This window comes from Vreelandella sp. 2A-K22 (assembly GCF_054065485.1).
Window position 1 is genome coordinate 15,549 of the sequence record NZ_JBSUGC010000010.1, and the last position, 26,162, is coordinate 41,710.

Annotated in this window: 27 protein-coding genes; 26 read left to right on the forward strand and 1 reads right to left on the reverse strand. The window is 56.9% G+C overall.

The window, feature by feature from the left end:
- The first annotated feature begins 75 nt into the window (after positions 1-75).
- The 19 genes from ACW17M_RS14350 to ACW17M_RS14440 all read left to right on the forward strand — a co-directional run bounded on the left by ACW17M_RS14350 (position 76) and on the right by ACW17M_RS14440 (position 18,341).
- Positions 76-663: a hypothetical protein gene (locus ACW17M_RS14350; RefSeq protein ID WP_342584213.1), complete on the forward strand. Its 588-nt coding sequence runs from the start codon at positions 76-78 to the stop codon at positions 661-663.
- Between the two features lie 34 nt (positions 664-697).
- Positions 698-889 (forward strand): hypothetical protein, encoded by a 192-nt coding sequence (locus ACW17M_RS14355; RefSeq protein WP_035537911.1) that lies wholly within the window; start codon positions 698-700, stop codon positions 887-889.
- A 77-nt stretch (positions 890-966) separates the two neighbouring features.
- Positions 967-1,401 (forward strand): hypothetical protein, encoded by a 435-nt coding sequence (locus ACW17M_RS14360; protein ID WP_035537909.1) that lies wholly within the window; start codon positions 967-969, stop codon positions 1,399-1,401.
- Between the two features lie 3 nt (positions 1,402-1,404).
- Positions 1,405-2,229, forward strand: coding sequence for a type III secretion system inner membrane ring lipoprotein SctJ (sctJ, locus tag ACW17M_RS14365; protein ID WP_081742567.1), 825 nt, complete (start codon positions 1,405-1,407; stop codon positions 2,227-2,229).
- 9 nt (positions 2,230-2,238) lie between these two features.
- The gene (locus ACW17M_RS14370) at positions 2,239-2,910 is read left to right on the forward strand and encodes a hypothetical protein (RefSeq protein ID WP_041159089.1); all 672 of its coding nucleotides are present in this window, start codon (positions 2,239-2,241) and stop codon (positions 2,908-2,910) included.
- A complete protein-coding gene (gene sctL, locus ACW17M_RS14375) occupies positions 2,907-3,494 on the forward strand; it encodes a type III secretion system stator protein SctL (RefSeq protein WP_457547681.1) in 588 nt (195 codons plus the stop codon). Before ACW17M_RS14370 ends, sctL begins: the two co-directional genes overlap by 4 nt.
- On the forward strand, positions 3,491-4,828 hold the full coding sequence (locus ACW17M_RS14380; RefSeq protein WP_027958377.1) for a FliI/YscN family ATPase: 1,338 nt from the start codon (positions 3,491-3,493) through the stop codon (positions 4,826-4,828). Before sctL ends, ACW17M_RS14380 begins: the two co-directional genes overlap by 4 nt.
- Complete coding sequence (locus ACW17M_RS14385) at positions 4,825-5,307, forward strand: hypothetical protein (protein ID WP_041159088.1); 483 nt, start codon at positions 4,825-4,827, stop codon at positions 5,305-5,307. The genes ACW17M_RS14380 and ACW17M_RS14385 overlap by 4 nt, the downstream gene beginning before the upstream one ends.
- Positions 5,304-6,383, forward strand: a complete 1,080-nt coding sequence (gene sctQ / locus ACW17M_RS14390; protein WP_027958375.1) for a type III secretion system cytoplasmic ring protein SctQ — start codon at positions 5,304-5,306, stop codon at positions 6,381-6,383. Before ACW17M_RS14385 ends, sctQ begins: the two co-directional genes overlap by 4 nt.
- Positions 6,376-7,035: a type III secretion system export apparatus subunit SctR gene (gene sctR / locus ACW17M_RS14395; protein WP_457547682.1), complete on the forward strand. Its 660-nt coding sequence runs from the start codon at positions 6,376-6,378 to the stop codon at positions 7,033-7,035. The genes sctQ and sctR overlap by 8 nt, the downstream gene beginning before the upstream one ends.
- A 1-nt stretch (position 7,036) precedes the next feature.
- The gene (locus ACW17M_RS14400) at positions 7,037-7,306 is read left to right on the forward strand and encodes an EscS/YscS/HrcS family type III secretion system export apparatus protein (protein WP_027958373.1); all 270 of its coding nucleotides are present in this window, start codon (positions 7,037-7,039) and stop codon (positions 7,304-7,306) included.
- 18 nt (positions 7,307-7,324) lie between these two features.
- The gene (sctT, locus tag ACW17M_RS14405; RefSeq protein WP_009286087.1) at positions 7,325-8,152 is read left to right on the forward strand and encodes a type III secretion system export apparatus subunit SctT; all 828 of its coding nucleotides are present in this window, start codon (positions 7,325-7,327) and stop codon (positions 8,150-8,152) included.
- A gap of 161 nt (positions 8,153-8,313) precedes the next feature.
- Positions 8,314-11,883: a hypothetical protein gene (locus ACW17M_RS14410; protein ID WP_141440459.1), complete on the forward strand. Its 3,570-nt coding sequence runs from the start codon at positions 8,314-8,316 to the stop codon at positions 11,881-11,883.
- 15 nt (positions 11,884-11,898) lie between these two features.
- Complete coding sequence (locus ACW17M_RS14415; protein WP_009286085.1) at positions 11,899-12,948, forward strand: EscU/YscU/HrcU family type III secretion system export apparatus switch protein; 1,050 nt, start codon at positions 11,899-11,901, stop codon at positions 12,946-12,948.
- Between the two features lie 110 nt (positions 12,949-13,058).
- Positions 13,059-13,523, forward strand: a complete 465-nt coding sequence (locus tag ACW17M_RS14420) for a hypothetical protein (RefSeq protein WP_027958370.1) — start codon at positions 13,059-13,061, stop codon at positions 13,521-13,523.
- 194 nt (positions 13,524-13,717) lie between these two features.
- On the forward strand, positions 13,718-14,629 hold the full coding sequence (locus tag ACW17M_RS14425) for a LysR family transcriptional regulator (RefSeq protein WP_009286084.1): 912 nt from the start codon (positions 13,718-13,720) through the stop codon (positions 14,627-14,629).
- Between the two features lie 2 nt (positions 14,630-14,631).
- On the forward strand, positions 14,632-15,540 hold the full coding sequence (locus tag ACW17M_RS14430; protein WP_009286083.1) for a LysR family transcriptional regulator: 909 nt from the start codon (positions 14,632-14,634) through the stop codon (positions 15,538-15,540).
- A gap of 134 nt (positions 15,541-15,674) precedes the next feature.
- Positions 15,675-16,310, forward strand: coding sequence for a glutathione S-transferase family protein (locus tag ACW17M_RS14435; protein ID WP_027958369.1), 636 nt, complete (start codon positions 15,675-15,677; stop codon positions 16,308-16,310).
- Positions 16,311-16,367: 57 nt separating this feature from the next.
- Complete coding sequence (locus ACW17M_RS14440) at positions 16,368-18,341, forward strand: 2Fe-2S iron-sulfur cluster-binding protein (RefSeq protein ID WP_041159082.1); 1,974 nt, start codon at positions 16,368-16,370, stop codon at positions 18,339-18,341.
- Between the two features lie 15 nt (positions 18,342-18,356).
- Here the strand turns inward: ACW17M_RS14440 and ACW17M_RS14445 are convergent, their stop codons facing one another.
- On the reverse strand, positions 18,357-19,145 hold the full coding sequence (locus ACW17M_RS14445) for an SDR family oxidoreductase (RefSeq protein ID WP_041159081.1): 789 nt from the start codon (positions 19,143-19,145) through the stop codon (positions 18,357-18,359).
- A 315-nt stretch (positions 19,146-19,460) separates the two neighbouring features.
- On the opposite strand from ACW17M_RS14445, the gene ACW17M_RS14450 reads away from it, so the two are divergent.
- From ACW17M_RS14450 to ACW17M_RS14480, 7 genes are all read left to right on the forward strand, one after another.
- Positions 19,461-19,598, forward strand: a complete 138-nt coding sequence (locus ACW17M_RS14450) for a hypothetical protein (RefSeq protein WP_161575223.1) — start codon at positions 19,461-19,463, stop codon at positions 19,596-19,598.
- Positions 19,599-19,637: 39 nt separating this feature from the next.
- A complete protein-coding gene (locus ACW17M_RS14455) occupies positions 19,638-20,192 on the forward strand; it encodes a TRAP transporter small permease (RefSeq protein WP_082116840.1) in 555 nt (184 codons plus the stop codon).
- Complete coding sequence (locus ACW17M_RS14460) at positions 20,192-21,478, forward strand: TRAP transporter large permease (protein WP_041159080.1); 1,287 nt, start codon at positions 20,192-20,194, stop codon at positions 21,476-21,478. The genes ACW17M_RS14455 and ACW17M_RS14460 overlap by 1 nt, the downstream gene beginning before the upstream one ends.
- A gap of 217 nt (positions 21,479-21,695) precedes the next feature.
- Entirely contained in the window at positions 21,696-22,712 is a 1,017-nt protein-coding gene (gene dctP / locus ACW17M_RS14465) for a TRAP transporter substrate-binding protein DctP (protein ID WP_022521409.1), read from the forward strand.
- A gap of 90 nt (positions 22,713-22,802) precedes the next feature.
- Positions 22,803-23,732 carry an SMP-30/gluconolactonase/LRE family protein gene (locus tag ACW17M_RS14470; RefSeq protein WP_027958364.1) on the forward strand — a complete coding sequence of 310 codons (930 nt, stop codon included), beginning with the start codon at positions 22,803-22,805 and terminating at the stop codon, positions 23,730-23,732.
- A gap of 459 nt (positions 23,733-24,191) precedes the next feature.
- The gene (locus ACW17M_RS14475; protein WP_457547683.1) at positions 24,192-25,070 is read left to right on the forward strand and encodes an NAD(P)-dependent oxidoreductase; all 879 of its coding nucleotides are present in this window, start codon (positions 24,192-24,194) and stop codon (positions 25,068-25,070) included.
- 50 nt (positions 25,071-25,120) lie between these two features.
- A complete protein-coding gene (locus ACW17M_RS14480; RefSeq protein WP_022521412.1) occupies positions 25,121-26,089 on the forward strand; it encodes a TAXI family TRAP transporter solute-binding subunit in 969 nt (322 codons plus the stop codon).
- Positions 26,090-26,162 lie beyond the last annotated feature (73 nt).

Sequence of the window (26,162 nt, forward strand, 5' to 3'; positions counted from 1 at the left end):
TTTACCCCAGAAGGGCAAAAACTCAAAAAGACAGATTGCCGGTCACTCAACTGTCATCGGGGGGTGGGTAGGATGATGGCAGATAGGTGGAAGCACCCCTGGCTGGGCCATCTTGTGATGCTGGTGCTTGGTTGTTGTTTGCCAGACAGCCCCACGCTGGCCGCCGAGGCGCCTTGGGCGGATCGTGAATATCGCTACATTGTTATTGAGCAAAGCGTGCGTGATGTGTTGCAGGAGTTTGGTCGCAACCTGTCCCTGCCCGTTGAGGTCAGCGACGCGGTGGATGGCGAGGTGCGTGGTGATATCCGCGCCAGCACCGCTGGCGAGTTCCTCGAACAGGTCTGCGAATCCAATGGCCTGGGATGGTTTTACGATGGCTACGTACTGCATGTCGCCGCCCGACAGGAGCTGAGCCGCCGGAGGTTTGAACTCACGGATGTCGATGTACCACGCCTGCGCGCGGAGATTACCCAGGCACAGGTCGGCAAGCCGTTGAGCGCAATGATTAATGCAGAGCACGGCAGTCTTGAAGTGATGGGGCCACCCGCCTGGATAGCGGACATAGCCCAACGGGTCGAAGCGTTGCGCCAGCCGAGTGCGCCGTCGATCCCCGCTGAAGTTAAGGTCTTTCGAGGCAGTGTGGCCCAGCCGCCTGGCTCGTGAGTGAGCAAGCGATGAAACCCACAGGAGGCAGTCCATGGCTATCGATCCCGTAAGCAGTAGTAACCCGGCAACAGAGTCGCTCCCCGATTCCCAGGCTTTCGACGACGCCGTCGATAACGCGAAGCTGCAGGAAACAATGGTAGAGGGAATGGTCAAGGTCGGCGGGCAGATGATTCTGATGCCGATGATGAACAATATTCTCAAGGAAGCACAGTCCGACGAGTAATGACGAGGGCGCGACCCCAACCGCGGTGTTCGCGCCTTTCTCATTCTATGCGACGGGCTATTCCGACGAGGTGAATGATGACTCCCGTGACACCACCGGGCAGCGGTGCGCTAACTCCGACACCCATGCCAGAGGTTAGCGCCGATACGTTGGCATCACAGAATATTTTCGAACATATGACACAGCAAGCCGGTTCATCTTTATCGGGGGCCAGCCCCAGTGAGCTGGGGTCAAGTCTGCTCAACAACCTTGATGGCTTTATTGACCGAGTCAATAACTTCGCTCAGCAGGCTAAGACTCCCGATGTGCAAACACCTGATCGTTTAGCTCAGGTGATGCCCCAGAGCGTGCCCGACGCTGGCGACACGCCACCCGCCTTGGGGGATGACAAGCTGGCGCAAGTCGTCGAATCGCTGGGGCGTGTTTTTGATCACTCCATCGAAACCACCATGATCGTTCGCGGCGCCACTCAGGTTTCGGGGTCGGCGAATACCTTGCTAAAAGGCCAATGACACTTGCACTTTAATAAACAATTCGACGGCAAGCAGCAAGTGTCACAACGCAGGTGGCGTAACGCCCTGCGGGGCATGGTGTTTCTGGTAATGGCGCTGCTGCTTCAGGCCTGCGACACCGATCTCTACACTAACCTCGACGAGCGCGAGGCGAATATCATCGTGGCAACGCTGGCCCGCAACGGCATACCTGCCGCACGTCAGGCACAGGACGAAGGCCAAATGACCGTCACGGTCAGTGAGGAGCGCTTCGCCGAGGCGGTAGAGATACTCGATCGTGCCGGGCTGCCGGAACAGAAATTCGCCAATATGGGCGATATTTTCCAGGGTAACGGGCTGGTGTCGTCTCCTGTGCAGGAACGCGCTCAGATGATCTTTGCGTTGAGCCAGGAGCTCTCGCACACCGTGTCGCAGATCGACGGCGTACTCTCGGCGCGGGTTCATGTTGTGCTGCCGGACAATGATTTGCTGCAGCAGAACAGTACTCCGTCTTCGGCCTCGGTCTTCGTGCGCTACATTCCATCGCTTGAGATCGCCCCCCTGATTCCACAGATCAAGACGCTGGTAGCCAATGGTATTGCTGGCCTCTCCTACGACAAGGTCTCGGTGGTGCCCGTCGTCTCTGCTATTCCCGAGGAAATGGACACGCTGCCGCAGCCGATGATGGGCTCATTTCTGGGTGTCGCGATGCCAGCGTCCAGCGTTTCCCGTATCGGCTGGATCATCGGTCTGCTGAGCGTTGCGGTGATCGGACTTGCCGGTGCGGTGTGCTGGTTGGTCTGGCGTCAGCGTCGCCAGCGTCCCTATTCATTGACGACAGCGCCATGAGACAGCTCCATGAATAGTGCCTCTAAACGTGCTAGCGAATCGACCGCACCGGGCTCTGATATCGAGACTGATATCGAACCACCGGTACGGGTTGCTCTCGACCACTGGGTTGACTGCCTGGACGGCATTGCCGCCGACGCGGTGCTGCGCCGTTGGTGCACTCAGCCGCGCTTTCGCCAGCGCTTGCTTGCCCGCCTGCAGCGCCGTCATCAACTCACCTCTATCGCGGAACAGCCGCTAATGGATGCCGCCGACCAGGTGCTATGCCAACTGGACAGCGATGATTTTACCGCCTGCGCCCGTGCCGCTGGAGTGATCATTCACGCCAATGCCTTTGTACGCGAAATTCATGCACCGCGAGTTGCGGCACTCAAACAGCGTTTCGGCGCTGAGCTCTATTCCCTGGCGCTTACCCACCGTGACCACGCCAGTACCGAAGCCTGCGCTGAGGATGATCTCGACGCGCTGGAGGCCGCCGTCGAGAACGATGGTCGACGCTGCCTGGAGCGATGGTGGCAAGCGCAAACGGTGGAACTTCGAGACTGGCTAAGGTTGGGTTGGGCTGACCAGTTCGAGTTGCCTGAAACGATCGTGGCGGACGCCGCTGCTGTTGATATTGCCCGCTTGGCCGCTACACACGGCCTCTTCCAAGCCGACGATGAAGAGCGAGCAGGGATATGAGTTCACTGCCACCCCGCCCTGGGAAGATCATCCTGCGCGCAGAGGAGGCCAACGCTTGGGTCGATGGCTACGCTTTTCTCGAGCGGGCGCGTCAGCGAGCCGATGAACAAGAAACCCTCATTCTTCGTGCCCGCGAAGAGGGCCATGCCGAAGGCTTCGAAGCCGGTCGCCGCGATGGTGAAGCCCGCGCCGCTGAGCTGCTGGCCAGCACCCAGCGTGACGTCAAACGTTATCTCGACGGGCTCGGCCCCGAGCTAGCCGAACTGTCGCTGACTCTGGTACGGCGTATTCTCGGCGAGTTCGACGATGTAGAACTCATCACTCGCTGCGTACGCCATGCCCTGAGCGAGTGGCGCCATGAACACCTTATCCGTATTCGTGTTGCACCGCCGCTAGAGGCGCGAGTCGCCGAGTCTCTCGCCGCGTATTCGCCCGCGACGACTGACTATCAGGTCGAGGCCGACGCTCAATTGGCGCCAGGTCAGTGTTTGCTGGTGAGCCCCATCGCGGTTATGGACATCGGCCTGGAAGCGCAGCTCAAGGCACTGCGGCGTGCCTTGCGGGATGATTGGGAGGGTGCATGAGCGCGAATGCGTTCGGGGATCTGCTGCCGCGGCTCGGCGAACGTTTTGCCCTAGCCCAAACTCGCCCCGTCAATGGCCGGGTACGCCGCATTCGCGGTTTGTTGGTTTACGCTAGCCTCGAAGGTGCTGGCATTGGCGAGCTTTGCTACCTGCGCGATCCCGTCAGCGGTCGCCGTGTCGCCGCGGAGGTGATCGGCTTCGAAGAGGAGAACGTCGTGCTCTCGCCGATTGGCGAGCTCCAGGGGTTGTCGACCCGCAGTGAAGTAATTGCCACTGGCAGTGCCCAGGGTGTGGCCGTGGGTGATGCCCTGCTCGGTCGCGTCATCAGTCCGCTCGGCGACTGGCTTGATGGTCGCGCTGCACCAGCGCCCGGCTCACTGCGCCATTACCCCGTCCATGCCGAGCCCCCCGCGCCGCTGTCCCGCCAGTTGATTGAGCAGCCGCTGGCACTCGGGGTACGTGCTATCGATGGTCTCAATACCGTTGCCCGCGGCCAGCGCGTCGGACTGTTTGGCGAAGCCGGCGTCGGTAAGTCATCACTACTTTCGGCCATCGTCCGTGGCAGTAGTGCAGAGATCGTGGTACTGGGGCTGGTGGGCGAGCGCGGTCGGGAAGTCCGCGAGTTGCTTGATGTGCAGCTGGGTGCCGACGCGCGCCAGCGCACGGTATGCGTCGTGTCCACGTCTGATCGACCGGCGATCGAGCGCGCCCGTGCTGCCATGGTGGCGACCAGCGTGGCGGAGTATTTCCGTGATCAGGGGCGCGATGTGCTGTTGTTGGTCGACAGTCTTACCCGCTTCGCCCGCGCCCAGCGCGAGATCGGACTGGCTGCCGGTGAACCGCCGACGCGTCGTGGTTACCCGCCTTCACTGTTTGCGGCGCTGCCCCGTTTACTCGAACGCGCCGGGCCCGGTGGCGCGTCGGGAGGCACCATTACGGCAATCTATACGGTATTGACCGAGGGCGATGGCATGCTGGATCCGGTGGCCGAGGAGGCCCGGGCCATTCTTGACGGTCACATCGTTCTGAGCGCCGATCTCGCCCGCCGTGACCACTTTCCAGCCATTGATATCCTCGCCAGCCGCAGCCGCTTGATGGAAAACGTTGCCAACGCCGAGCATCGCCGTGATGCCGGCAAAATGCGTGAGTTGATGGCGCGTTATCGCGATGTCGAGCTGCTACTGCAAGTGGGCGAGTACCGGGAAGGTAGCGACGCCGCCACGGATGAGGCGATTCATAAACGTGCTGAGGTTGAGGCGTTCCTACGCCAATCCCGTGACGACCACAGCGCCTTTGAAGACACCTTGAAACAGTTAAGGGAGGTCGTCCAATGACGTCGCAACGTCAGCTTGACCGGCTGATGCAGCTTCGGCGCCAGCGTACGCGTCTCGCCGAGGAAGCCCTGGCGGCAGAGCAACGCAACTGTCGGGAGTTCGAGGCTCACTGCCAGACACTCGGGCAGGCCCTGGAGCACCACCAATACCAAGCAGTTCAGCGCGAGCAGGCGCTGTTCGAACAGGGTGAACAACGACCGCTGAACGCCGAGGATCTGGCCGGTTGGCAGCAAACACTTGCCGACGATGCCGCCCACCAGGAGGCATTGCTTGAGCAGCAGGCAAGCAGCATCCAGACCCAGCGGGCCGCTGAGCGAGAGCGCGAATACCGCGCTACGGAATGGGCGTACCGGTTACGCGCCCAGCGTGCGCTGGAGCAACTCCAGACTTGTCAGGGGCAGGCGCGGGCGGTCAAGGCCGAGCATCTGGCCGAACTGGAGATGGAAGAGAGCCGGATCGGCCGGGCAGGTGAAGTATGACTGCCTTCAGCTCAACCGTTCGCGCGGAAGTGACGCCAGTGCCGCTAACCCTGACGCACTATGATGCCGAAACGCTAACCCTGCATAACGCGCTGCATCGTTCTCGACAGCCGCTGACTTTCGGTTGGCATGGGCGTTCTGCCAGCTTGTACCTGATGCCGGAAGCGGCGGAGGTCACCGCTGACATGACCGTCGCGGTATGCCTCGGCAACGAGCAACTGGCCTTGAGCGCCAGTTGGCGGACATTCGACCATCTCAGTGAGCACCCTGATCGCAGGCGCTCTATGGAGGACGTCGATGCGGAGCTGGCCGCGATGTGGCTGGAGGCGGTGTGGTTGGCGTGGCTTGAACCGCTGGAGGCGACACTGGGTGTCGATATCCGTGTGCAGCCCGCCGACCTGCATGGGCGAACGGCAAACCCGATCCACATCACTCTGGCCTTCGAGCTCGACGGCGATGTTCATCCGCTGCGTGTGGGGCTCTCGGCCGCTACTGCCAAACACTTGCTGCCCCTGTTTGATCGCTATTTCCCCACGCAGCCCGCGATGGCGAGCAGCGTAATGGTGATGTTGAGCCTAATGGCCGGAGCCCAGACATTGACCCTGGGGGAGTGGCGCAGCCTTCGCCCAGGCGATGTGGTTATGCTCGAGTCATTCGCCACTAGCGACGATCCCAATGGCGCAACGTTGAACGTTGGCGACCGGTTTAGCGTCGGCGTCAGCTTAAGCGCCGATAGCGTGTGCCTTAAAGGCCCGCTGACCTCTCTTACCTCTTCCCAAGCGTCGAACCCACCATTCGAGAACCTCATGAGCGAACCCCCCGTGGATAACCCAAACCTGGATGATCTGCCCGTCCGCCTGACTTGTGAAATGGGCAAACTGGAGATGTCGCTCGGCGAGCTGCGCGCGTTGGGCGAAGGCAGCGTACTGCCGATGCAGCGTCGACCTGAGCAGGCGGTTGACCTAATCGTCAACGGCCGCTGCATGGGGCATGGCCGCCTGGTGATGATCGGTGACAGCATCGGGGTGCAGATCGAGAGGCTCGCGCTCGATGAAGGGCACGCCGGGGATGAGTGAATTTCAGCCTAACTTGATCGCCATCATCATTGTCGTTGCGACCATCGGCCTGGTGCCATTGGCGGTGGTGACCATGACGGGCTTTCTCAAAATTGCCGTGGTGCTGTTCTTGATCCGTAACGCCCTCGGCGTGCAGCAGACGCCGCCTAGCCTGGTGCTCTATGGCATTGCCTTGATTCTTACCGTCTACATCACCACGCCGCTGGTCGGCGATATGCTTCATCAGTTCGAGCAGCGACCCGCAGGGATGGGCAGTGTCGAGGAGATCAAACAAACCGGCGAGGCGCTGCGTGGGCCCTTGCAGGATTACCTTTCTCGCTATGCCAGCGAACGCGAGCGGGCTTTTTTCATTGATGCGACCCGTACGCTATGGTCGGAGGAAGCCCGCAGCGACCTTCAGGACGACGACTTAGTGGTGCTTATTCCTGCCTTCGTGAGCTCGGAGTTGACCCGTGCTTTCGAGATCGGTTTTTTGCTCTATATCCCGTTTCTGGTGATCGACTTGATCGTCTCCAATGTGCTGATGGCAATGGGCATGATGATGGTCTCACCCACGTTAATATCAACTCCTCTCAAGATATTTCTGTTCGTTGCCGTGGACGGCTGGTCACGGCTAATGCACGGCTTGATTCTTAGCTATGGTGGAGGCTGAGATGAACGACGATATCTTTCTCTCACTGATGCAGAACGCGCTGTGGACGGCGCTACTGGTGTCGGCGCCGGCGCTACTGGTGGCGATTATGGTCGGGTTCGGGGTCGGTCTACTGCAGGCGTTGACGCAGATTCAGGATCAGACACTGCCGCAAGCCGTCAAGCTGGTTGCCGTACTGCTGGTGCTGATCATCGCCGGGCCGCTACTGGCCGGGCCCGTCGTCAACATCACCGATCAGGTGTTGAACAACTTTCCAGCCTGGTCTCGTTGAGCCGGGCCGGCGTCGCTTATGCATTACGACGACTTCGCCCGCTTCCTAACCGATTTCGCCTATCCAATGATCGCGGCGGCAGCGGTCGGCGTGGCACGGGCGCTAGGCATGGTGCTGGTCACGCCAGCGTTTAATCGCCTGGGGCTGACCGGCATGATCCGTTCGGCAGTGGCGGTGACGATCTCGATTCCGCTGATGGTGCCGTTATTCGATGCCATGGTGAATGCTGAACAGCTATCAAGCTTCACCCTTACCGGCATGGTCATCAAGGAGTTGCTGATTGGCGTCGTCATCGGGCTGGTCTTTGGTGTTCCGTTCTGGGCCGCGGAAGTAGCTGGCGAACTGATCGATTTACAGCGCGGCTCAACCATGGCGCAGATACTCGATCCCATGGGCTCGACTGAATCCGGCGTTACCGCAACGTTGCTGACCGTGACTTTGCTAGCGCTGTTCTTCATTACCGGCGGCTTCATGCTGCTACTTGATGGCTTTTATCGCAGCTACTCGTTGTGGCCGGCGGTGAATTTCACGCCACTGATGACCAAAGCATCGGCGATGGCGCTACTTGGCCTGCTCGACCAGGTGATGCAGATTGGTGTGTTGATGATAGCGCCGCTGGTCATCGCGCTTCTGGTCGCAGATTTGATGCTCGCCTACCTCGCGCGTATGGCGCCCAACCTACACGTCTTTGACCTGTCACTCCCTATCAAGAACCTGTTGTTTGCATTCTTAATGCTGGTCTACGTCATTTTTCTGATCCCCTTTATGCTGGAGCACCTCGATGCCGCCAATCTCTATATGGAACGCCTGGAAGCCATATTGGGCGCTATGGTGGGAACGCGGTAACAACAGGGGACGCGGGGTACTTTGAAAAGAGGGTATCAAAGCAGCATCACAAAGTTGCCATTAGAGTGTCACGCAGTCTCTTCAGACTGGTTTTCCGTCAGTGAAATTGGGCTTCTCGTTGCCTGCCCCATCAGCTTGCGCTAACCGTGGAGGAGTATTCGATGCGTGTCGATCCAAAAACCAACCCCAAAGCAACACCGTTGACCAGCGCCTTTGGAAATTTTGGCTTTGTCCTCGACCTGGCAAAAAAGGCGGAAGCGGGCAAAGATACTGTGGAAGCGGGCAAAACGCCGTTGATGCCGGGCAGCCAGGATTATGAGGACACGCTGAATTCACTGGCAGTGGATATGGCGGATGGCATCGATATCGACAACCGCAAGGTGTCCGCCCTGAAGGGAGACGCTGCGGATAAGTTCGAGGCGCTGGTCACCGCCGAGCTCAATGCGCAGCGCGCCGATGGCAAAAGCGCTGATCTGTCCAAGGCGATCGACAGCGCCAAGGACGCGCTGTTTGACCGCATCGGGCATGCCCTGGACAACGCAGATCGAAACGCCGACAAGGGCCTTGATGTCTTCGAGGGTTACTGGAAGCGCCATGGTGGTGAAGAGGCTGCGATCAACGCGGGCTATGACGCCTATGATGACTTTCTGGCCGATACCACGCTGACCGACAACCCTAGCTACGAAGATAACCTCAACGCTCTTGCTTCCGGGTTGGCCGGCGGCACGCTGACCGATCAGCGCAAGATACTGCACCTTGACTCCTCCGATACACTGTCCCAGCTCTATAAGAATCTGATCAAGAGCAAGCTGGACGAAGGCGCCACTACTGAGGAAGCGTTGAGTCAGGTCAATGATGAGCTGCGCGACCGTCTCGAAAACGCTGGTGGCAAGAGTGTGGTCAATGTCTTCGATGGCTACTTCAAACGTCACGGCGGGGAAGAGGATACTGAAGAGTTGGCCGAAGAGACTTACCTGGCCAATCGCGACGAAGACGACATCGCCTACGACGATACTCTAAATTCGCTCGCCAGCGATATGGCTGAAGGCATCGACATCGACAACCGCAAGGTGCGACCGCTGACAGGAGACGCCAGCGATCAGTTCAGCCAACTGGTGGAGTACCAGCTTAACCAGCAGCGTGAGCGCGGCGATGCCCCGGATCTACAGGCAGCCATCGACGATGCCAAGGATGCCCTCTTTGACCGTACCGGCAACGCGCTGACCGATGCCGATAAGGACAGCAAGGACGGGCTCGATGTGCTCAATGGTTACTGGGAGCGTCATGGTGGCAAGGATGCTGCCACCTCCGCTGGCTTCGAGGCCTACGACGACTTTCTCGCCGACACCACCGTGACGGATAACCCGAGTTATGAGGATAACCTCAACGCACTGGCCTCTGGCTTGGCGGGCAGCACGCTGACGGGTTCGCGCCAGATTCTGCATATCGAAAGCTCCGAAACGTTGTCGCAGCTCTATCAGAACCTGATCGACAGCAAGATGAGCGACGGTGCCTCCCTCGAGGACGCCACTGCCCAGGTTAACGATGACCTGCGCGAGCGGATCAGGCACGCTGCCGGAGACGACGGCAAGGCGGTTCAGAATATCTTCGACGGTTATTGGTCGAGGCACGGTGGGGAGACCAACACCCAGCGCCTCGCCGACAATGCGGAGCTGGACACAGCCCGGCGCGATCACGATCTACCGGCCTTCAGCGATGTCGATATTCAGTCGATGGAAACCAGCGAGACAGATCCGGACGACAGCTCACGCAAGCTGACCGTCAGCGAGCTGACCTGGCAGAACCTGATCGAAGAGTGGAAGACGGGGATAGAGGACGGCAGTATCGATAAAAACGATGAGCGCGCCCAGTTCTACCGTGCGCTGCGAGCCCAGGGCGCGCTTGAAAACGGCCTGGATCTGGTCGGTCTCGATATGTCGGAAGGCTTGAGTCTTGACAACGTCACCGGCGAGGATCTCTCATCCATCATCGACGGCGAGAAGCTCGATGAAAGCCTCGGCGAGCTATTCGCCTCCGAGGCGGTGCAGGAGGATTACCAGGCGACCCAGGCAGACGCGATCGACAAAGTCGCCAATAAGGACGCGATCGCTTCGCAGCTGGAGGAGACCGCCTTCAGCGAGGAGTACATCAACTACATCAACGACCTGCGCGAGAGCGGTCAGGGGGAACTCGCCGAGCAGGATATCTCGCGAACCTACAATGCACTCTCGGCGATGTTCCCGGCAACGGAAGAGAGTGACAAGGCAGCCGAGTTCGCCCAGAGCCTGCAGCTCGACTCGATGATCACCGATCTTGATGATCTGATTGCCAATCCTGATCAAATCAATGATGCCAACACCGCGACGGCCACGCAGGATGTGGTCAAGATGGTATTGACCGCGCTCAAGCGTGCCGGTGTCGATATTCCGCGGCGCACGGCGGAGACGATCGACAAGTTTGTTAACGAGTTTCTTGACGATAAGCAAACTGCTAAGAACTTCGGTAAGGCGCTGCAGGAGCTCGGGGATCGCTTCCAGAAAAATGGTTCGATCACCCAGTCGGACATCGATGGCCTGCTGAAGAACGGTGTCTACAAGGCGCTCAACGAACAGACCAACGGCGGCATGATGGCGCTGATTGGCACGCTCAACAGCAACGGCGCGTTGGGCACGACCGGCGGGCTGATCTCGCTCGCCTCGGGCATCTATCAGCTCGCAGGCGGCGCCAGCAAGCTGGCGGACAGCCACGAGGCGCGAATGGCCGTGGCCAAGGAGTTCATCAGCTTTCTGGGTGCCAGTCAGCACTTCGTCAACCTCGGCAGCAACATCTGGGACAAGGCCAAGGGCACCAACGTCAATACCATGCTGGGGCTCGACAAGACGCTGCCGCAGATATGGGCCGACGACAAGGTCAAGGGCAAGGCGCCCGCTCCTGATGCCCACACCTGGGAGCGTTTCAGCGAGAACTTCCAGCAGATCATCGACGATGCCCCGGTAGGTGATCAGAAGGCACTGGCCAAGAAGCTGGATATTTCCTATGAAGACGCTAAGAAGATAGTCGAGGGCGCCCAGAACGGATACGCCAAGAATCCGGCTCTGCCCGATGCCACGACGACGACCCGCACCGTCAGCTCTTTCCTGCGTGTGCTGGATGGCGCTGCCAACTCCGCCACTGGTGCGCTGGACATTGCCCTCGGCGGGCTGATGATCAAGCGCGGCGTGGACAGTGGCGACGGCGCTACCATCGGTCAGGGCGCCGTCACCGTCGCGGCGGGTGCCTTCGGCCTTGCCGGTGGAGCGTCATCGCTGGCGGCGCTCAAGGGCATTGCCGTCGCCCGTGCCGTCACCGGGCCGCTGTTCTGGATATCCGCCGGTCTGACGGTGGCGACGCTGCCATTCACTATTGTCCAGGATATCAAGCGGACCAACGCGCTGGAGGGGCATAAGGCTGACCTCAAGGAGCTTTTCTCGTCGCTCGATGAGGATGGCCTACTGACCAAAGACGGCCTGACCCGTTATGAGTTTCTCGAAGCGTACGTCCGGAGCTACGGTCAGCGCGATGCGCCGGACGACGAGAGCATTTTCGACTACCGCAGCGACGAGTATGAGTTCTACGTAGAGGAAGGCCATCTACCTGACTCGACCTGGGACGATTTCGAGCACGAAGATTACGCAGGTGATGGCAACAATCTCGATACGCAAATGGATAAAGGCTCGACAGTAGGTTCATAGGGTCACAGCAGCGGCATGAGCCAACAGCCCTCTGAAGAGAAATCGCTGCCGCCATCGTCGAAAAAACTTCGCGATGCGCGCAAGAAAGGCCAGGTCGCCAAGAGTGCTGACCTGGTCACCGCGATGGTGATGTTGGCCTGCACGCTTTATATCGCTATCAGCGTGAATGACATCATTGCTCGTGTGCAGGGGTTGATCGACTCAACCGCACGACTCTATACCGAGCCGTTCGATACGCTGTGGCCGCAGTTGATGACCCAGGCAGGCGAAGTACTGCTGCTGTCGGTGCTGCCGCTGGTCGGCCTAACGCTGTTGGTGATCGTGCTGACCAACATTGTGGTATTGCAGGGTTTTGTATTCTCCACCGAACCGGTTCAGCCTAAGCCGGAGAATATTGATCCGGTTCAGGGGGTCAAGCGCATCTTTTCGGTACGCGGGCTGGTCGAGTTTCTTAAGTCACTGTTCAAGATGGTGGCATTGGCCGTCGCGCTGGTGATTGTCTATCGCCTGGGCCTACAGTCGCTGATGGAGTCCTCACGCTGCGGCTACCCCTGCGTTCAAGGTACTTTTCTCGCCTTACTCCAGCCGCTGGTCATCACTGCACTGATTGCCTTCTTACTGGTTGGTGCTTTCGATGTGCTGCTCCAACGCTGGCTATTCGAGCGCGACCAGCGCATGACAAAGACCGAACAGAAGCGTGAGCGCAAGGATCAGGAAGGCGATCCGACAATGAATCAGGCGCGCCGCAAACAGCGGCGCGAAATGCATGAGCTGAACGCCAAGATCGGTGTTCAGTATAGCTCGCTGATGATCGGCACCGCAGACGGTTGGCTGGTCGGCATTCGCTACATTCGCGGCGAAACGCCAGTGCCGTTGGTGACCTGCAAGGCCTCACCCGATCAGGCCGCTAGCTTGTTGGCAAGTGCTGCGCCTCGCCGAGTCCCGAGAGTCGCCGACCCGAGGCTGGCCGAACTCATCGCCAAACGCGCTGGCAATGGCGATCCGGTTCCTGATGGTACCTTTCAGGCGGTCGCCGATATGCTGGTGGCGGCCAAGCTGATTTAGCCATCACTCGGTTGCAATCGTTTGCCATGCCACATGATTCATACGAATGACATTAAACCGAGCAACAATAAACAGGCTGTCCAACCAAACCTCTGCTTGGGAGATATCCGATGTCTACTACAGTGTCACCTACAAGCGTAAACGCCCCCACTCAAAAAACCTCCACCTCATCCTTCGACGACCAGTTGAATATTGCCAAATCCAGTCAGGTTCTAGTGGATTATTTGAAGCAGCAGGGCAAGTCGGCGATCAATGCCGATGAGCTCGCTCAGCTTGCCAACAATTCGTCAGGCAGTGTCCCTGCTGAAGTTTCGGCAGCTGCCTCCTATATGACGCGCCACACCAGTGTTTATACGGCCATCGAGACTCATGATGTCCAGGGTCAAGATGGCCTTTCTGGCGTCTGGAATTTCGAGTGGGCGGCAGACGGTGGCCTCGAAGGCACATCGGTAGAGGCGATGGCGAACATGCAGGATGTCTTTGATCGTGCGATCGCTAAGTCTGCAGAAATTACCAAGTTGACCACAGAGAGCAAAACTGGATTGGATGCCACCAAACAGCGTCCGAGCAACTGAGTTTGCTTGCACGATGAACAACTAGACGCATTAAATCGTTTGTCGAGTGGCGGATAATAAAGGCCTAGGCCTAATAAACCATCGGCGACGTAGCTGCATAAAAAAGCTCTGGTGGGTATACAGTCCTGGTAGGTATAAACCTAGCGGGTATATAGAATACCGTTAGTGATGCTTACCCTGTTCCTGGAGCTGCCTTGGATAGATTCGAAGAGATGCGCGTGTTTGCAGCGGTGGCGCAACTGGAAAGCTTTGCGGACGCCGCACGGCAGCTTGCGCTGTCGCCGCCTCGGGTTACCCGGGCGGTGGCAGCGCTTGAGGCGCGCTTGGGCGTTGCCTTGTTACAGCGCACCACAAGGCAGGTGCGCGTGACGGAGGCGGGGCGCCGGTATCTGGAGGATGCCCAGCAGGTGCTTGCTCAGCTTGTGGAGGCCGAGGCCGCTGCGACCGGCAGTTACCTTACCCCACGTGGCCTGTTGCAGGTGACCGCGCCGGTGCTGTTCGGCGAGTACTTCGTTACCCCGCAGATCGTCGATTATCTGGAGCAATACCCTGACGTGCAGGTGCGCGCTGAACTGATCGATCGACCGGTCAACCTGCAGGAGGAGGGCATCGATGTGGCGGTGCGCATCGGCCATGTGCCCCAGGATTGTCAGCACTTGACCGTGCCAGTCGGTGAGGTGCGGCAGGTAGTTTGTGCAAGCCCCGCGTGGCTGGCCGAGCACAATGAGCCAACGCACCCGCAAGAACTGGAAGCATTGCCTACCGTGGTGGCCGAAGGCGGCAACTTGAGCGGCCACTGGTGGTTCGAGGAGGAGGGCAAACGCATTGAAGTAACGCCCTCGCCACGGCTGCGCATCAGCGCTATTCATGCGGCGTTAACGGCGGTCGAGGCAGGTGCCGGGCTTACTCGGCTGCTGTCTTACCAGGTGGCTGCCAGTGAAGCCGAAGGTCGAGTACGGCGCGTGTTAACGCGTTTCGAACCAGTGGCCATTCCCATCAATATCTGGGTGACAGCGGGCCGTGGGCGTGCCGCCAGTGTGCGTACCTTCGTTGATTTTCTTGCCGAGCGGCTACGTGCCGACCCGGCGCTCGCCTACCGCAGTTAACCATGGCACTCTCCCCTGAATCACCGCTACGCTTTGAGGCCTTAAAGGCGCTTTCCGCCGTTGCCAGGCACGGCAGCGTGCAAGCCGCGGCTGAAGCGTGCAGCCAGTCGGCGGCGAAGCTCCACCGTCTGCTGCGTGCTCAGGAGCAGCATCTGGGGGTTGCTTTGGTCACTACCTCTGCCAGAGGCAGCACGTTGACGGCGGCGGGCGAGCGATTGCGCGCCTACGCCGATACGCTGATCCACGCAGTCTCCGACGCCGACACCAGTGCGCGCCAGGAGCACCGCGAGCTCAACGGCACGCTACGTTTGCAGGCGCCCCAGGCGTTGATGGAGCCACTGCTGGTGCCGTTAGTGTTGCGGCTGCAAGAGCAGCATCCTGCGCTGAAGATCTGCCTGCTGGCTGATGAATATCCCATCCGTATAGAAAGCGATGCACCGGCGCACCTACGTCTGATGCGTGGGCCGCTGCCTGCCTCCGCTTATGCCAGGCCCCTGGGTGATTTGCGCGTTGGTCTGTTTGCTAGCCCCCGTTACTTGGACAAGACCGGGCGCCCCGGTAGCCTGCAAGGCTTGGCCCGTCATGCGCTTATTCACTGCTCCAGTGAAGGACAAGCGCCTGTCTGGCGCTTGGCTGAAGACTACCCGCTCCGTTTTGAGCCCAGGCTTGCCATCAGTACCAGTGCTGCTGCGCTGCGGGCTGCCATTGGAGGTGCGGGTGTCGTGTGTTGCTACCAACTGCAGGCGCGTCGCGCCTGCGAGCAGGGGCTGCTTGAACCCGTTGCTGAACCCCTTTGGCCTGCGGGACACCCTCTGGCGCTCACCTATACCCTTGGCATCCGGGCGCCTGCCAGCGTTATGGCCTTCCTGGAACTGGCAACACCCTGGTTGCGAACGCAGTTGGTCGGCTGATTATTTCATTCAGCGCAATTTTGTATTGTTCAGTATCGCTATTCTTGCACTCCTTGATTTGGCGCAGGATGGGTGATGTCGCTTAACACCTGTGACGTTCATCTATCGAGGCGCTCACTCAAGGAGATAATTACATGCCACACGCTATCAAGGTTTACCGCCACGCTCTTTCCGGCCACTGCCATCGCATTGAGCTGATGCTTTCGCTGCTCGGTTTGCCTGCCACTTTTATCGATGTCGATCTTGCCGCGGGCGAACACAAAGCGTCGCCTTTCCTGAACCTGAACGCCTTCGCGCAGGTGCCGGTGCTCGATGACCAAGGGGTTATCCTGGCGGATTCCAATGCCATTCTGGTCTATCTGGAACGCCGCTATGGTTCTGGGCAGGGTGCTGGTCGCTGGCTACCGGACGACCCGTTGATTCAAGCCCAAGTGCAACGCTGGCTGTCCGTGGCGGCAGGGCCTTTGGCGAACTCCGCGATGAAGGCCAGGCTGGTGACGGTCTTTAATGCCCCTTTCGACCCTGAACCGCTGATTGCCGATGCCCATGAGCTGTTCGCGATTGTCGATGCCCACTTGGCGCATCAGCCCTTCCTGGCGGGTGAGCACGCCACGCTGGCGGAGATTTCGCTCTACAGCTACATCGCCCATGCGCCTGAAGGGAATGTCTCGCTGGAACCCTACCCGCATATCCGCACCTGGCTGCAGCGTATCGAGGCGCTGGAAGGGTTTGTACCCATGAAGGTGACCAAGGTGGGGCTGGTGCGCTAGGCCAGCCGATGCAGCATTTCAAATCGGTGCGGGCGACCTGCTCGCGAGGAGTCGAGGGTGAATAACGACGTCACCAGCAGCCCATGGCATGAAGGCGAGCTTGCCTTGCAGCGCGTGGTCGGCGTGGAAAAACAGATGGTGGAGGTGGGCCGCAAGGTGATGCGCCCCTTTCTAACGCCGCAGCTGCAACACTTCTTTCCCCAGTTGCCCTTTGTGGCAGCAGCAGCGGTGGATCATGACGGTTGGCCTTGGGTCACGCTGCTGGAGGGCGCGCCGGGGTTTGTTCATGCGCCGGACGAGTCACGGCTCGATTTAGCATTAACGCCGCCTGTGGATGACCCTCTTGCACCGCTACTTAACAGCGGCACCAGCATTGGCCTATTGGGCATTGAGCTGCACACGCGCCGTCGTAACAGGGTCAACGGTGTATTGCGGGGCTCAGCAAGCCAATGGCAGTTGGAAGTGACTCACGCCTTCGGTAATTGCCCCCAATACATTCACGACTGGTCGGCGATGAGGCCGGTGCAGCCCCAGACGGGCCCCGTGCTAACCAAGCGCGACGCGACCCTCGACCAGTTGCCAGAGCCGGTGCTGGCACATATCGACCGGGCGATCACCGCCTTCGTGGGTAGTTACGCGCATACCGACCAGGGCGCCCAGGTGGATGCCTCTCATCGCGGAGGGCAACCGGGGTTCATTCGGCGTCAGGGAAGTGATCTGATTCTGCCTGATTTTGCAGGCAATCGATTCTTCAACACCTTGGGCAACGTGCTGGCCAGCGGACGCGCGGCCCTGGTGATACCGGATTTCACCAGCGGGAATGTGCTGCATCTGACCGGGGAAGCGCGGCTGGTGGACGAGGAGGCCGCTGGGGCGCGTTATCCTGGCGCTGAACGCTACTGGTGCCTAACCCCACGGCATATCGTTTGGCGACCAAGGGCCTTGCGCTGGCGTAGCCATGCCAGTGCAGTGGCCGTTGAGGCGGCGCCCCATGGGCCCTGGCAAGTGCTTGCGCCTTCCTCTCAACAGCGTGTTCAGGTGGCCGCCGTGGTGCAGGAGACACCCGAGATCCGCTCTTTCTATTTGAAGAGTGCCCGACAAGACAAGGCGCTGACGCCCTTTAACGCGGGCCAGTTCATTACGTTACACGTGCCGCGCCTGGATGGCACGGCGCTGGTACGCAGCTATACGCTTTCGGGTGACAGCCAGCAGGCCGGCTATCGCATCAGTATTAAGGCCGATGGTGAGGGCTCGCACTACGTGCACAGCGCGCTTCAGGTGGGTACTGAACTAGCTGTGAGTATGCCAATGGGGTCATTCACGGCAGAGGCTAGCGGCTCAGAGCGTGCCCACTGGGTACTGCTGGGTGGCGGTATCGGTATTACGCCCATATTGAGCCTGGCACATGAATTGACCGGGGCAGGCCGTGGCCCGGTAACGTTAGTGCAGAGCGTGCGCGATGTGGCCGAAGCCCCTTTCGGTGCAGAGCTACTCGACCTTGAGGCGCGAGGGCTGCGTTTGCAGCGGCATGTCACCAGAACTACAACTGCCCTCAATGGATGGATGGCAGGCCGGGTTTCACTGGGGCAGGTGTTTACCGATCAGGTGCTATCAGAAGTACAGCTCTACCTATGCGGCCCCGCCGCCTTTGTAGAGCGCTACCACCAGGAGGCGCTGGAGCTCGGACTTATGCCCGCGCAGATACACACAGAAGCGTTTGGCCCCTCGGCGCTGGCGCAAACATATACAGCCCCCACCGCCGAACAACCGGTAGAAGTCAGCTTTGCCAACCCCAGCGCGGTGGCCCACTGGCAGCCGGGTGAAAGCCTGTTGGAAACCGCTGAAAAAGCGGGGCTTCAACCTGCCTATGGGTGCCGCAGCGGTAGCTGTGGCGAGTGCGCCTGCACGCTGGTGCAGGGGGAGGTTACCTACCCAGATGGCATATCAGCGCCAGAGGGGGAAATACTGCTGTGCAGCGCCCGCCCAGCAGCGCACTCGGGGAGGCTAGCCATTACGCTGGCTAACGGTTAATCGCGCCTCAATCGATTAGAAGGTTCCTGGGTAGGCGCCGCCGTCGAGCAGGATATTCTGCCCTGTTAGATAACCTGCATGTTCGCTGCACATAAAGGCGCAGAAGGCGCCGAATTCCTCGGCGGTGCCGAATCGCCGGGCTGGTACGCCCTGGGCTCGCTGCTCGCGTATCTGTTCGATAGTTTGCTGACTCTTCTCGGCGACATTTTTGAAGTTGCCGCGCAGGCGGTCGGTATCAAAGGAGCCGGGCAGTAGGTTGTTGATCGTGACGTTGTGCGAGGCGAGTTGCGGTTGGCGAGCAAGCCCCGCGACGAAGCCGGTTAGCCCACTGCGCGCGCCGTTGGATAACCCGAGAATGTCGATGGGTGCTTTTACCGCGCCCGAGGTAATATTGACCACACGTCCAAAGCCGTTGGCGGCCATACGGTCTACCGTGGCCTTGATCAGCTCAATAGGCGTGATCATGTTGGCATCCACGGCCTGTATCCACGCCTCCCGACTCCAGTCGCGAAAATCACCCGGCGGCGGCCCGCCGTTATTGTTGATCAGAATATCGATCTGCGGGCAGGCGGCCAGCAGCGCCTCGCGTACCTCCTCGCGCCCGATATCCCCAGCCACAGGGCGAACCTCGATGGCTGGATTAAGGGCCCGCAACGCGTCGGCAGTCTTTTCTAGCACCTCGGCATTGCGTGAATTAATGGCCAGGTTGACGCCTTCTTTGGCCAGCGCTTCGGCGCAGCCTCGACCCAACCCTTTGCTCGCTGCGCATACCACGGCCCAGCGTCCCGCGATTCCAAGATCCATACCATGTACTCCTGTGTGTTCGATATTTGGGCTCAACGTGACGAATAGCCATCGTCTACCGGTAATAGAATAGTACGCCCGTTATAAAGTTAGCGCCCGGCGAGGTCGTTGGGGTTACCCCAGCGCCGTCACACTGGTGGTCATGCTGATGCAGACCAGAAGCGCTCCATGCTCTTGTAGCAGTGCGTTGCCATTGTCACCAGAACATACATTGCGACCAAAGTATGTCGTGATAATTGAAGCGCTATGAGCTAGGGTCTGTACTATAGTATCCAATAGTATTCAAAGGTATTCTTGTTGGGGAGTGATGATTTGATGAGTACTTCTGTCGAGGGTGCCAGGCAGTTGGAGTGTGAACTACATACTTATGAGGTGAAGTTTGCCGATGCGCTCGTAGCGCGTACCCGGCAGGCTGAGCGCATACTTGCTGAGCGGGCTGCTAGCAACGCATAAACAGGGCTCGTTATTAACATTGGCGCACTGAGGTTTATCATGGCGACATTACAGGAACACAGAACCATGACAGGTCATATTGAACAACCCGGCCTGATAAGAGCGTTGGATAAGGTTTGTAGATGCCTGGAAAACGCTCTTATTTTTGTTGCCGGATCTATGATTATTTGCGCCATGGCAATTACGTTTGTCGATGTCGTAATGCGTTATATCTTCAACTCGCCGCTTAATTGGTTTTTTAACCTAATCACCATGTACCTTCTTCCAGGGTCTTATTTTCTGGCGTTCTCTTATGCGTTGAGAACGGGAAGCCACCTGAAGGTTGATTATTTCAAAAGCAAGCTGCCTTTAAAGTTTACCAGCTTTTGCCTTTTGGTCTTCGGCCTCATCGCCACATTGATGTTTAGCTATATTGCTTATACCTATTCTTTAAGGGCATACAGTGCCTGGCAAGAGAACGAGATCGTTTATGGCGTTGTGAGCTGGGTTGTTTGGCCGTCTGAATTTATTATCGCTATCGGCTCCTTTGTTTTCTCGTTCAGGTTGTTAATAACAACAATAAATAACTATGTTTCTAAAGGGGGCGAGCTGTGATGGTCATTGCTTTATCTTTTCTCTTTCTGTTTTTTCTTTTGATAATAGGCATTCCGGTTGCAATCAGTCTTGCGATATCCGGTGCTTTGGGCATTTTTCTAACCAATGGGATAGATGTCCTGCTGGGGATCCTATCGGCTTCGCCAGGCTCTGCTCTGACGACCTACGAGCTGCTCACCATTCCGATGTTTATCCTCATGTCGGAATTTATGGGGGTCAGCGGTATCACCGGCTCCCTGTTTAGCGCCATTGCCAAGTGGACAGACAAGATACAGGGTGGCGTGGGGATTGCTGCTGTTGTCACAGGTGCTGCTTTTGGTGCAATTTCTGGCTCCAGTACAGCGGCTGCAGCCACGCTGGGGAAAATCAGCACGCCCGCCATGCAGGCTGAGGGGTATTCTCCGAAAATGGCTGGCAGTATTGCCGCTATTTCGGGCACTATTGCCATGCTGATTCCTCCCAGTGTCGCACTGATTTTCTATGGGCTGCTCAGCGGGGTTAGCATCAGTGACCTTCTGATTGCTGGCATAGTGCCTGGCATATTGGTGACGCTCACTATCGCCATTACCATCAAGATTCTGATCATCCGAAATCCAGTAGCCTCTAATAATAAGACCTATAGCTTCCGCGAAAAGCTGACAGCACTGAAGGTAGCTACCCCCTTTCTGATGCTGTTCAGTGTTGTTACGGGATTAATCTACACTGGCATTGCCACACCCGTTGAGTCCTCGGCTTTGGGTGCACTAGGCGCACTTTTGCTTGCTTTGAAATCAGGCAATCTCAATGCTGAAGCATTCAAAAATGCCGTTATAAATACGTGCTGCATTTCTGCCATGATCGGCCTTATTGTTGTTTGTGCACATGTTTTCGGTTACTTCATAACCATGACCGGCATCACCCGAAACTTAGTCAACTATGTGGGACTGCTGGATGTTTCGCCATACCTTATCTTGTTCTTTCTGGTGATCCTCTATCTGGTGCTGGGGCTGTTCCTAGACCTGATCTCTATTCTGATTCTCACCATTCCTGTGGTTCTTCCGGTTGTCGTCTCGCTCGGGTTCGATCCGATCTGGTTCGGTGTGATCGTTATTTTGTTGGCTGAGATCGGTATTGTCACACCACCGGTCGGCATGAACGTCTTTGTGGTGGCGAAAGTGGCCAATGTGCCTGTCGAGGAGCTTTTCTCAGGCGTCATACCCTACATCGTCATGCTGCTTGGTTTGATCGCTTTGTTAATAGCATTTCCACAGATTGTGCTGTGGCTTCCATCAACGGCTATGTACTGACGCGTAATGTTGGTAACTAGTCTTCGCCAATTTTTAGGAGTTTGGGTCAACGATAGATAGGGTTCATCTATATAAAGGTGGGTTAAGGTTTAAGCTTGTTGTAAAAACGTTATACCTATCATCAATGCACCATGCATTATTGGAAGATTTTGTTTATCCCGCTGTATTGATTAATGACTGGCACAAAAACTGAAGAGCGATAAAAGGGAGTACCATCATGAATAACTATAAAAAGCACCTTCCACTGCTGTTGACGGGTGTTTTGGCATGCGGTTCAGTCTCCGCGGCAGAGGTTGAACCAGTGACATTGAAGTTTGCCGAATGGCTGCCCACCACTTCTTTTGCCATAGAGTATGGGGCCAACCCGTTTATGGAAAAGGTGGCGGAGCTCTCCGACGGACAGATACAGTTCGACTTTTATCCGGCAGAACAACTTGGGCGTGGTTCTGAATCTCTGACCTTGTTGCAGACAGGTGTGGCGGATATTGCCAACGTATCTCCGGCTTATATACCGGAAAAGCTCCCTTTGTCTGGCGTTGTTGAGCTACCGGAAATCGTAAAAAACTCCTGTAGCGCGGCGGATAGCTTCTATGAGATGGCCCAGCCAGGTGGGGCTATTTATGAAGCGGAGTTCAAGCGGCATCACATCCGCCCTCTTTGGGTGGGCAATATGGGGCGCTATCGAATACTGACCAACAACAGCGATATTTCGTCGCTCGATGACTTGAATGGTCTGCGAATGCGTACTGCCGGTGGACCTATGACACTCACCGCTGATGCTCTGGGTTCAAGCCCTGTCACAATGCAGGCTTCAGACGTACTAACATCACTCTCTCGCGGTACGCTGGATGGTGTGTATTACCCGCTTCGAGGCATCCTGGACTATGGCCTTGCACCAGCACTGGATCAATTAATTCCGAACTTCTCCGTCGCTAGCTTTGGTCTCACCTACTCGATTAGTGACCGAGTGTGGGAGCGCCTGTCACAGCAGCAACAGGATATTCTGGTAGAGGCAGGAAGGTACGCTATGCAAACCTACTGTGATTACGTGGATAACTCTGAACCGGAAATCATCCAGACACTTGAGGAGGAGTACGGTATTGCCCAAGTGCCCCTATCTGATAGCGATCTTGAACAAGCACACGCCAACCTTGAAGGCGTCTATGACCGCTGGGCAGAACCTTTGAAAGCGCGCGGCCTGCCAACTCAAGAGGTAATTGAAGGTATGCAGTAAGTGGTGTCGCCGGGCTCAGCAAATGGCCCGGCAGTTTTAGGCGGGTGTGCAGGGCTGCGGGAAAAGCAGGCAGTTCACAGGAGAGATGACATGAGCAGAACAAAATTGCAGGGCAAGGTGCTAGCCAGTGGACTGGCGTTTCCTGAAGGGCCGATTGCCATGGAAGATGGCAGCATATTAGTCGTGGAGATTCAAAGAGGCCGCTTGACGCGTGTCCTACCTGACGGCGAGCTACAGACCGTGGCGGAGGTGGGTGGGGGGCCAAATGGGGCGGCTCTCGGGCCGGATGGGCACTGTTATATCTGCAACAATGGTGGATTCAGTTGGCGTACTGACGATGGCTACAGCCGACCTACCGGCGCTGCATCCGATTATGACGGCGGTTCGATTCAAAGAGTCAACCTTGTCACCGGCTCTGTTGAGACGCTTTACACCCACTGCCAGGGCGTTCCGCTGCATGGCCCTAACGATATCGTTTTTGACGATCAGGGTGGTTTCTGGTTTACCGACTTTGGCAAGAAATTTGATGACCGCATTATGCTGGGTTACCTCTACTATGCCCGATGCGACGGTAGCTCGATTCGCCGCGCGGCAAAGCATCTGCTGACGCCCAATGGGGTTGGCCTGTCGCCAGATGGGCGTATGTTGTACGTCTCTGAAACCGAAACCAGTCGGCTTTGGCGTTATCCGATCACCGCGCCCGGTGAGCTGGGTCAGGAGCCTTGGCCATCTCCCAATGGCGGCAAGTTGGTTCACGGCCTGCCGGGCTATCAGCGCCTTGACTCTATGGCTTTGGAAGAGAGTGGTAACATTTGTGTCGCCACCCTGGTGGATGGGGGGATCAGTGTTTTTTCTCCGCAGGGGGATTTGCTGGAGTTTCATGAAGCCCCTGAAGGGTATTGCACTAATATCTGCTTTGGTGGATCGAACTTGCAGACTGCTTACATCACGCTATCAGGTTATGGTCAGCTGTTAGCTGTTCCTTGGCCGCGCTCTGGTTTGCGTTTACATCACCAATAACTTAATCAGAGAGATATGCGCTTGGAAGGTATTTAACTGAATGGATTTAGGAGGATATAAAAGAGATTAATAATTAGCCATGCTGTTTTTGGTTCTCCTGAGAGCTGCGTTAAAGAAATATTTAAATATATAACAATTATTATTGAAGGACAGCCAACCCTTGATCCCTACAGGGCTATTAGTGCTCAAAAAAGTGCCGCACACCTTGGCGGCTCACTTCTCATTGTCATTGCCACCAGAACATACACTCGTCCAGTAAATTGCGCCCGAGGGATAACTTTTTGTTCTGGTGCTGTTATGGCGCTCAGATAGTTCCCCCACAATTTGTGCAGCGGTTCGCTATCGGTTTTCATCATACATTGCGACCAAAGTATGTCGTGATAATTGCAGCTCTATGAGCTAGTGTGTGTATTATAGTATCCAACGGTATTCAAAAGTATTCTTATTGGAGGTGTTGGTTTGATTAGTACTATTGGTTTTATTGGCCTGGGGGCAATGGGTGAGCCCATGTGTAAAAACCTGGCCAAAGGGTCTGGTAAGAAGGTGTTGGCCTATGACCTTGCCTCTGAGCCGCTGGAGAGACTGGTTGCTGAGGGTGTGCAGAAGGGCGCAGACGCTCTGCAAGTCGCTCGCGAGAGTGATGTCCTCTTCCTGTCTTTGCCAAGTGGCAAGCATGTAAAAGACCTGATGCTAGGTGAGGACGGCATCGCTAGAGAGCTCAAACAAGGTGCTGCCGTCGTCGATTTGAGCACAACCTCTGTCGAGGATGCTAGGTGGTTGGAGTGTGAGCTGCAGGCTTATAAGGTGAAATTTGCCGATGCGCCTGTAGCGCGTACCCGACAGGCTGCTGTCGATGGCAACTTGTGCGTCATGGTGGGTTGCTCCGAAACCATTTACGGAAATATTCAAGAGCTGCTGCAGAACATTGCATCAGACATCATCCATTGTGGGGATGTTGGGGCCGGCCAACTGGCCAAGATTCTGAATAATATGGTGCTCTTCGATACGGTGGCCAGCCTTTCCGAGGCATTGGTGATTTGTGGGAAAAGTGGCGCCGACCCTAAAAAGATTTTTGAAGCTATGTCGTTAGGGTCCGCAGATAGCTTTGCCCTGCGCAACCATTGCATGAAATTCATGCTCGAAAATGATTTCCCAGAAAAAAAATTCCCTACCTCATATGCATTAAAAGACCTCAGCTATGCGCTGGAACTGGCAGAGAATTACGGCTTGACGTTGGGAATGGCAGAAAATACGAAGTCCCTATTTCAGAAAGCTATAAAGGAAGGATACGGAGAGCAGTACTTTCCGGTCATCGTCAATAGTATGCGCAATGACTGAGTTTAGTCTTTAACGGAAAGTTAAATATATAACAATTACGAGAGGTGACTATGGCTTATACGAAGCAAGCATCCGTGCTGGCGGTGGTAATTTCCTTATGTGCAGCAGGCGTTGCCCATGCCGATACTCGATTGACGATTGGTTCTACATCCTCTTCGTCATCACATTATGGTTATTTCGTCGCGGTTTCCCAGATTATTAACGAGCATGTCGATGATGTTCGCTCTTCCGTTATGGAGACAGGAGCAACCATTGATAACTTGAGAAGGATCAAACGTAATCAGGCCGATATGGGCTTAGTGACCACCAATGTTGCCTATGATGCCTATCACGGCGAGGGGGCGTTCGAGGGTAATGAAGTCCCCACTAATGTGCTATGGGTGTATGGCCCTTCGGCGCAGAATGTCGTAGTGAGAGCGGATGCTGGCCTGAACACTATCAGTGATCTGGAAGGTGTCAAATTCAACCCGGGTATTGTTGGATCGGGCACGGAAGCGACTGCCGAAGCGGTGTTCGATGTGATCGGTGTAACGCCTGACTATGTGCGTGGTTCCACAACCGACATGGTTAACCAGATCAAGGATAACCGTGTCAAAGGTTATGTGAAGAGTGGTAATGGCCGAATGCTGGATGCCTCCAGTATCGATATCGCCACTATGACCCCAGTTAATATTCTTGGCTTGAGCGATGAGCAGGCAGATGCCATTCGCCAGGAACTGCCTAGCTTGGGCATCATGAATATTGAAGAGAATGAGGCTGGTGATGGCTATCCGGCATATACCACCTGGGCGTATGGCAACACGGTAAGTTCAAGAGCTGACTTGGATGAAGAGGTTGCCTACAACATCGTTAAAGCTATCGTCGAGCATCAGGATGCTCAGGCGGCCGCTTTCTCAGTTTTAAAAGATGCAGATATCCCAGAGATGACAATTGAGCTTGCAACGACGCCTCTTCATCCCGGCGCTATTCGCTATTTTGAAGAGCAGGGATATGAAGTCCCTGAACATCTTAAACCCTAAGTTGTGAAATAAAGAGTGGTCGTTTTTATGAAATAGAGCTGACTTGAGTGTTAGCTCTATTGCCTTCTGGCGT

Coding starts and splice junctions, on each gene's coding strand:
- ACW17M_RS14350 (WP_342584213.1), top strand. CDS start 76: ATGGCAGATAGGTGGAAGCACCCCTGGCTGGGCCATCTTGTGATGCTG.
- ACW17M_RS14355 (WP_035537911.1), top strand. CDS start 698: ATGGCTATCGATCCCGTAAGCAGTAGTAACCCGGCAACAGAGTCGCTC.
- ACW17M_RS14360 (WP_035537909.1), top strand. CDS start 967: ATGACTCCCGTGACACCACCGGGCAGCGGTGCGCTAACTCCGACACCC.
- ACW17M_RS14370 (WP_041159089.1), top strand. CDS start 2,239: ATGAATAGTGCCTCTAAACGTGCTAGCGAATCGACCGCACCGGGCTCT.
- sctL (WP_457547681.1), top strand. CDS start 2,907: ATGAGTTCACTGCCACCCCGCCCTGGGAAGATCATCCTGCGCGCAGAG.
- ACW17M_RS14380 (WP_027958377.1), top strand. CDS start 3,491: ATGAGCGCGAATGCGTTCGGGGATCTGCTGCCGCGGCTCGGCGAACGT.
- ACW17M_RS14385 (WP_041159088.1), top strand. CDS start 4,825: ATGACGTCGCAACGTCAGCTTGACCGGCTGATGCAGCTTCGGCGCCAG.
- sctQ (WP_027958375.1), top strand. CDS start 5,304: ATGACTGCCTTCAGCTCAACCGTTCGCGCGGAAGTGACGCCAGTGCCG.
- sctR (WP_457547682.1), top strand. CDS start 6,376: ATGAGTGAATTTCAGCCTAACTTGATCGCCATCATCATTGTCGTTGCG.
- ACW17M_RS14400 (WP_027958373.1), top strand. CDS start 7,037: ATGAACGACGATATCTTTCTCTCACTGATGCAGAACGCGCTGTGGACG.
- sctT (WP_009286087.1), top strand. CDS start 7,325: ATGCATTACGACGACTTCGCCCGCTTCCTAACCGATTTCGCCTATCCA.
- ACW17M_RS14410 (WP_141440459.1), top strand. CDS start 8,314: ATGCGTGTCGATCCAAAAACCAACCCCAAAGCAACACCGTTGACCAGC.
- ACW17M_RS14415 (WP_009286085.1), top strand. CDS start 11,899: ATGAGCCAACAGCCCTCTGAAGAGAAATCGCTGCCGCCATCGTCGAAA.
- ACW17M_RS14420 (WP_027958370.1), top strand. CDS start 13,059: ATGTCTACTACAGTGTCACCTACAAGCGTAAACGCCCCCACTCAAAAA.
- ACW17M_RS14430 (WP_009286083.1), top strand. CDS start 14,632: ATGGCACTCTCCCCTGAATCACCGCTACGCTTTGAGGCCTTAAAGGCG.
- ACW17M_RS14435 (WP_027958369.1), top strand. CDS start 15,675: ATGCCACACGCTATCAAGGTTTACCGCCACGCTCTTTCCGGCCACTGC.
- ACW17M_RS14445 (WP_041159081.1), bottom strand. CDS start 19,145: ATGGATCTTGGAATCGCGGGACGCTGGGCCGTGGTATGCGCAGCGAGC.
- ACW17M_RS14450 (WP_161575223.1), top strand. CDS start 19,461: ATGAGTACTTCTGTCGAGGGTGCCAGGCAGTTGGAGTGTGAACTACAT.
- ACW17M_RS14455 (WP_082116840.1), top strand. CDS start 19,638: ATGGCGACATTACAGGAACACAGAACCATGACAGGTCATATTGAACAA.
- ACW17M_RS14460 (WP_041159080.1), top strand. CDS start 20,192: ATGGTCATTGCTTTATCTTTTCTCTTTCTGTTTTTTCTTTTGATAATA.
- dctP (WP_022521409.1), top strand. CDS start 21,696: ATGAATAACTATAAAAAGCACCTTCCACTGCTGTTGACGGGTGTTTTG.
- ACW17M_RS14470 (WP_027958364.1), top strand. CDS start 22,803: ATGAGCAGAACAAAATTGCAGGGCAAGGTGCTAGCCAGTGGACTGGCG.
- ACW17M_RS14480 (WP_022521412.1), top strand. CDS start 25,121: ATGGCTTATACGAAGCAAGCATCCGTGCTGGCGGTGGTAATTTCCTTA.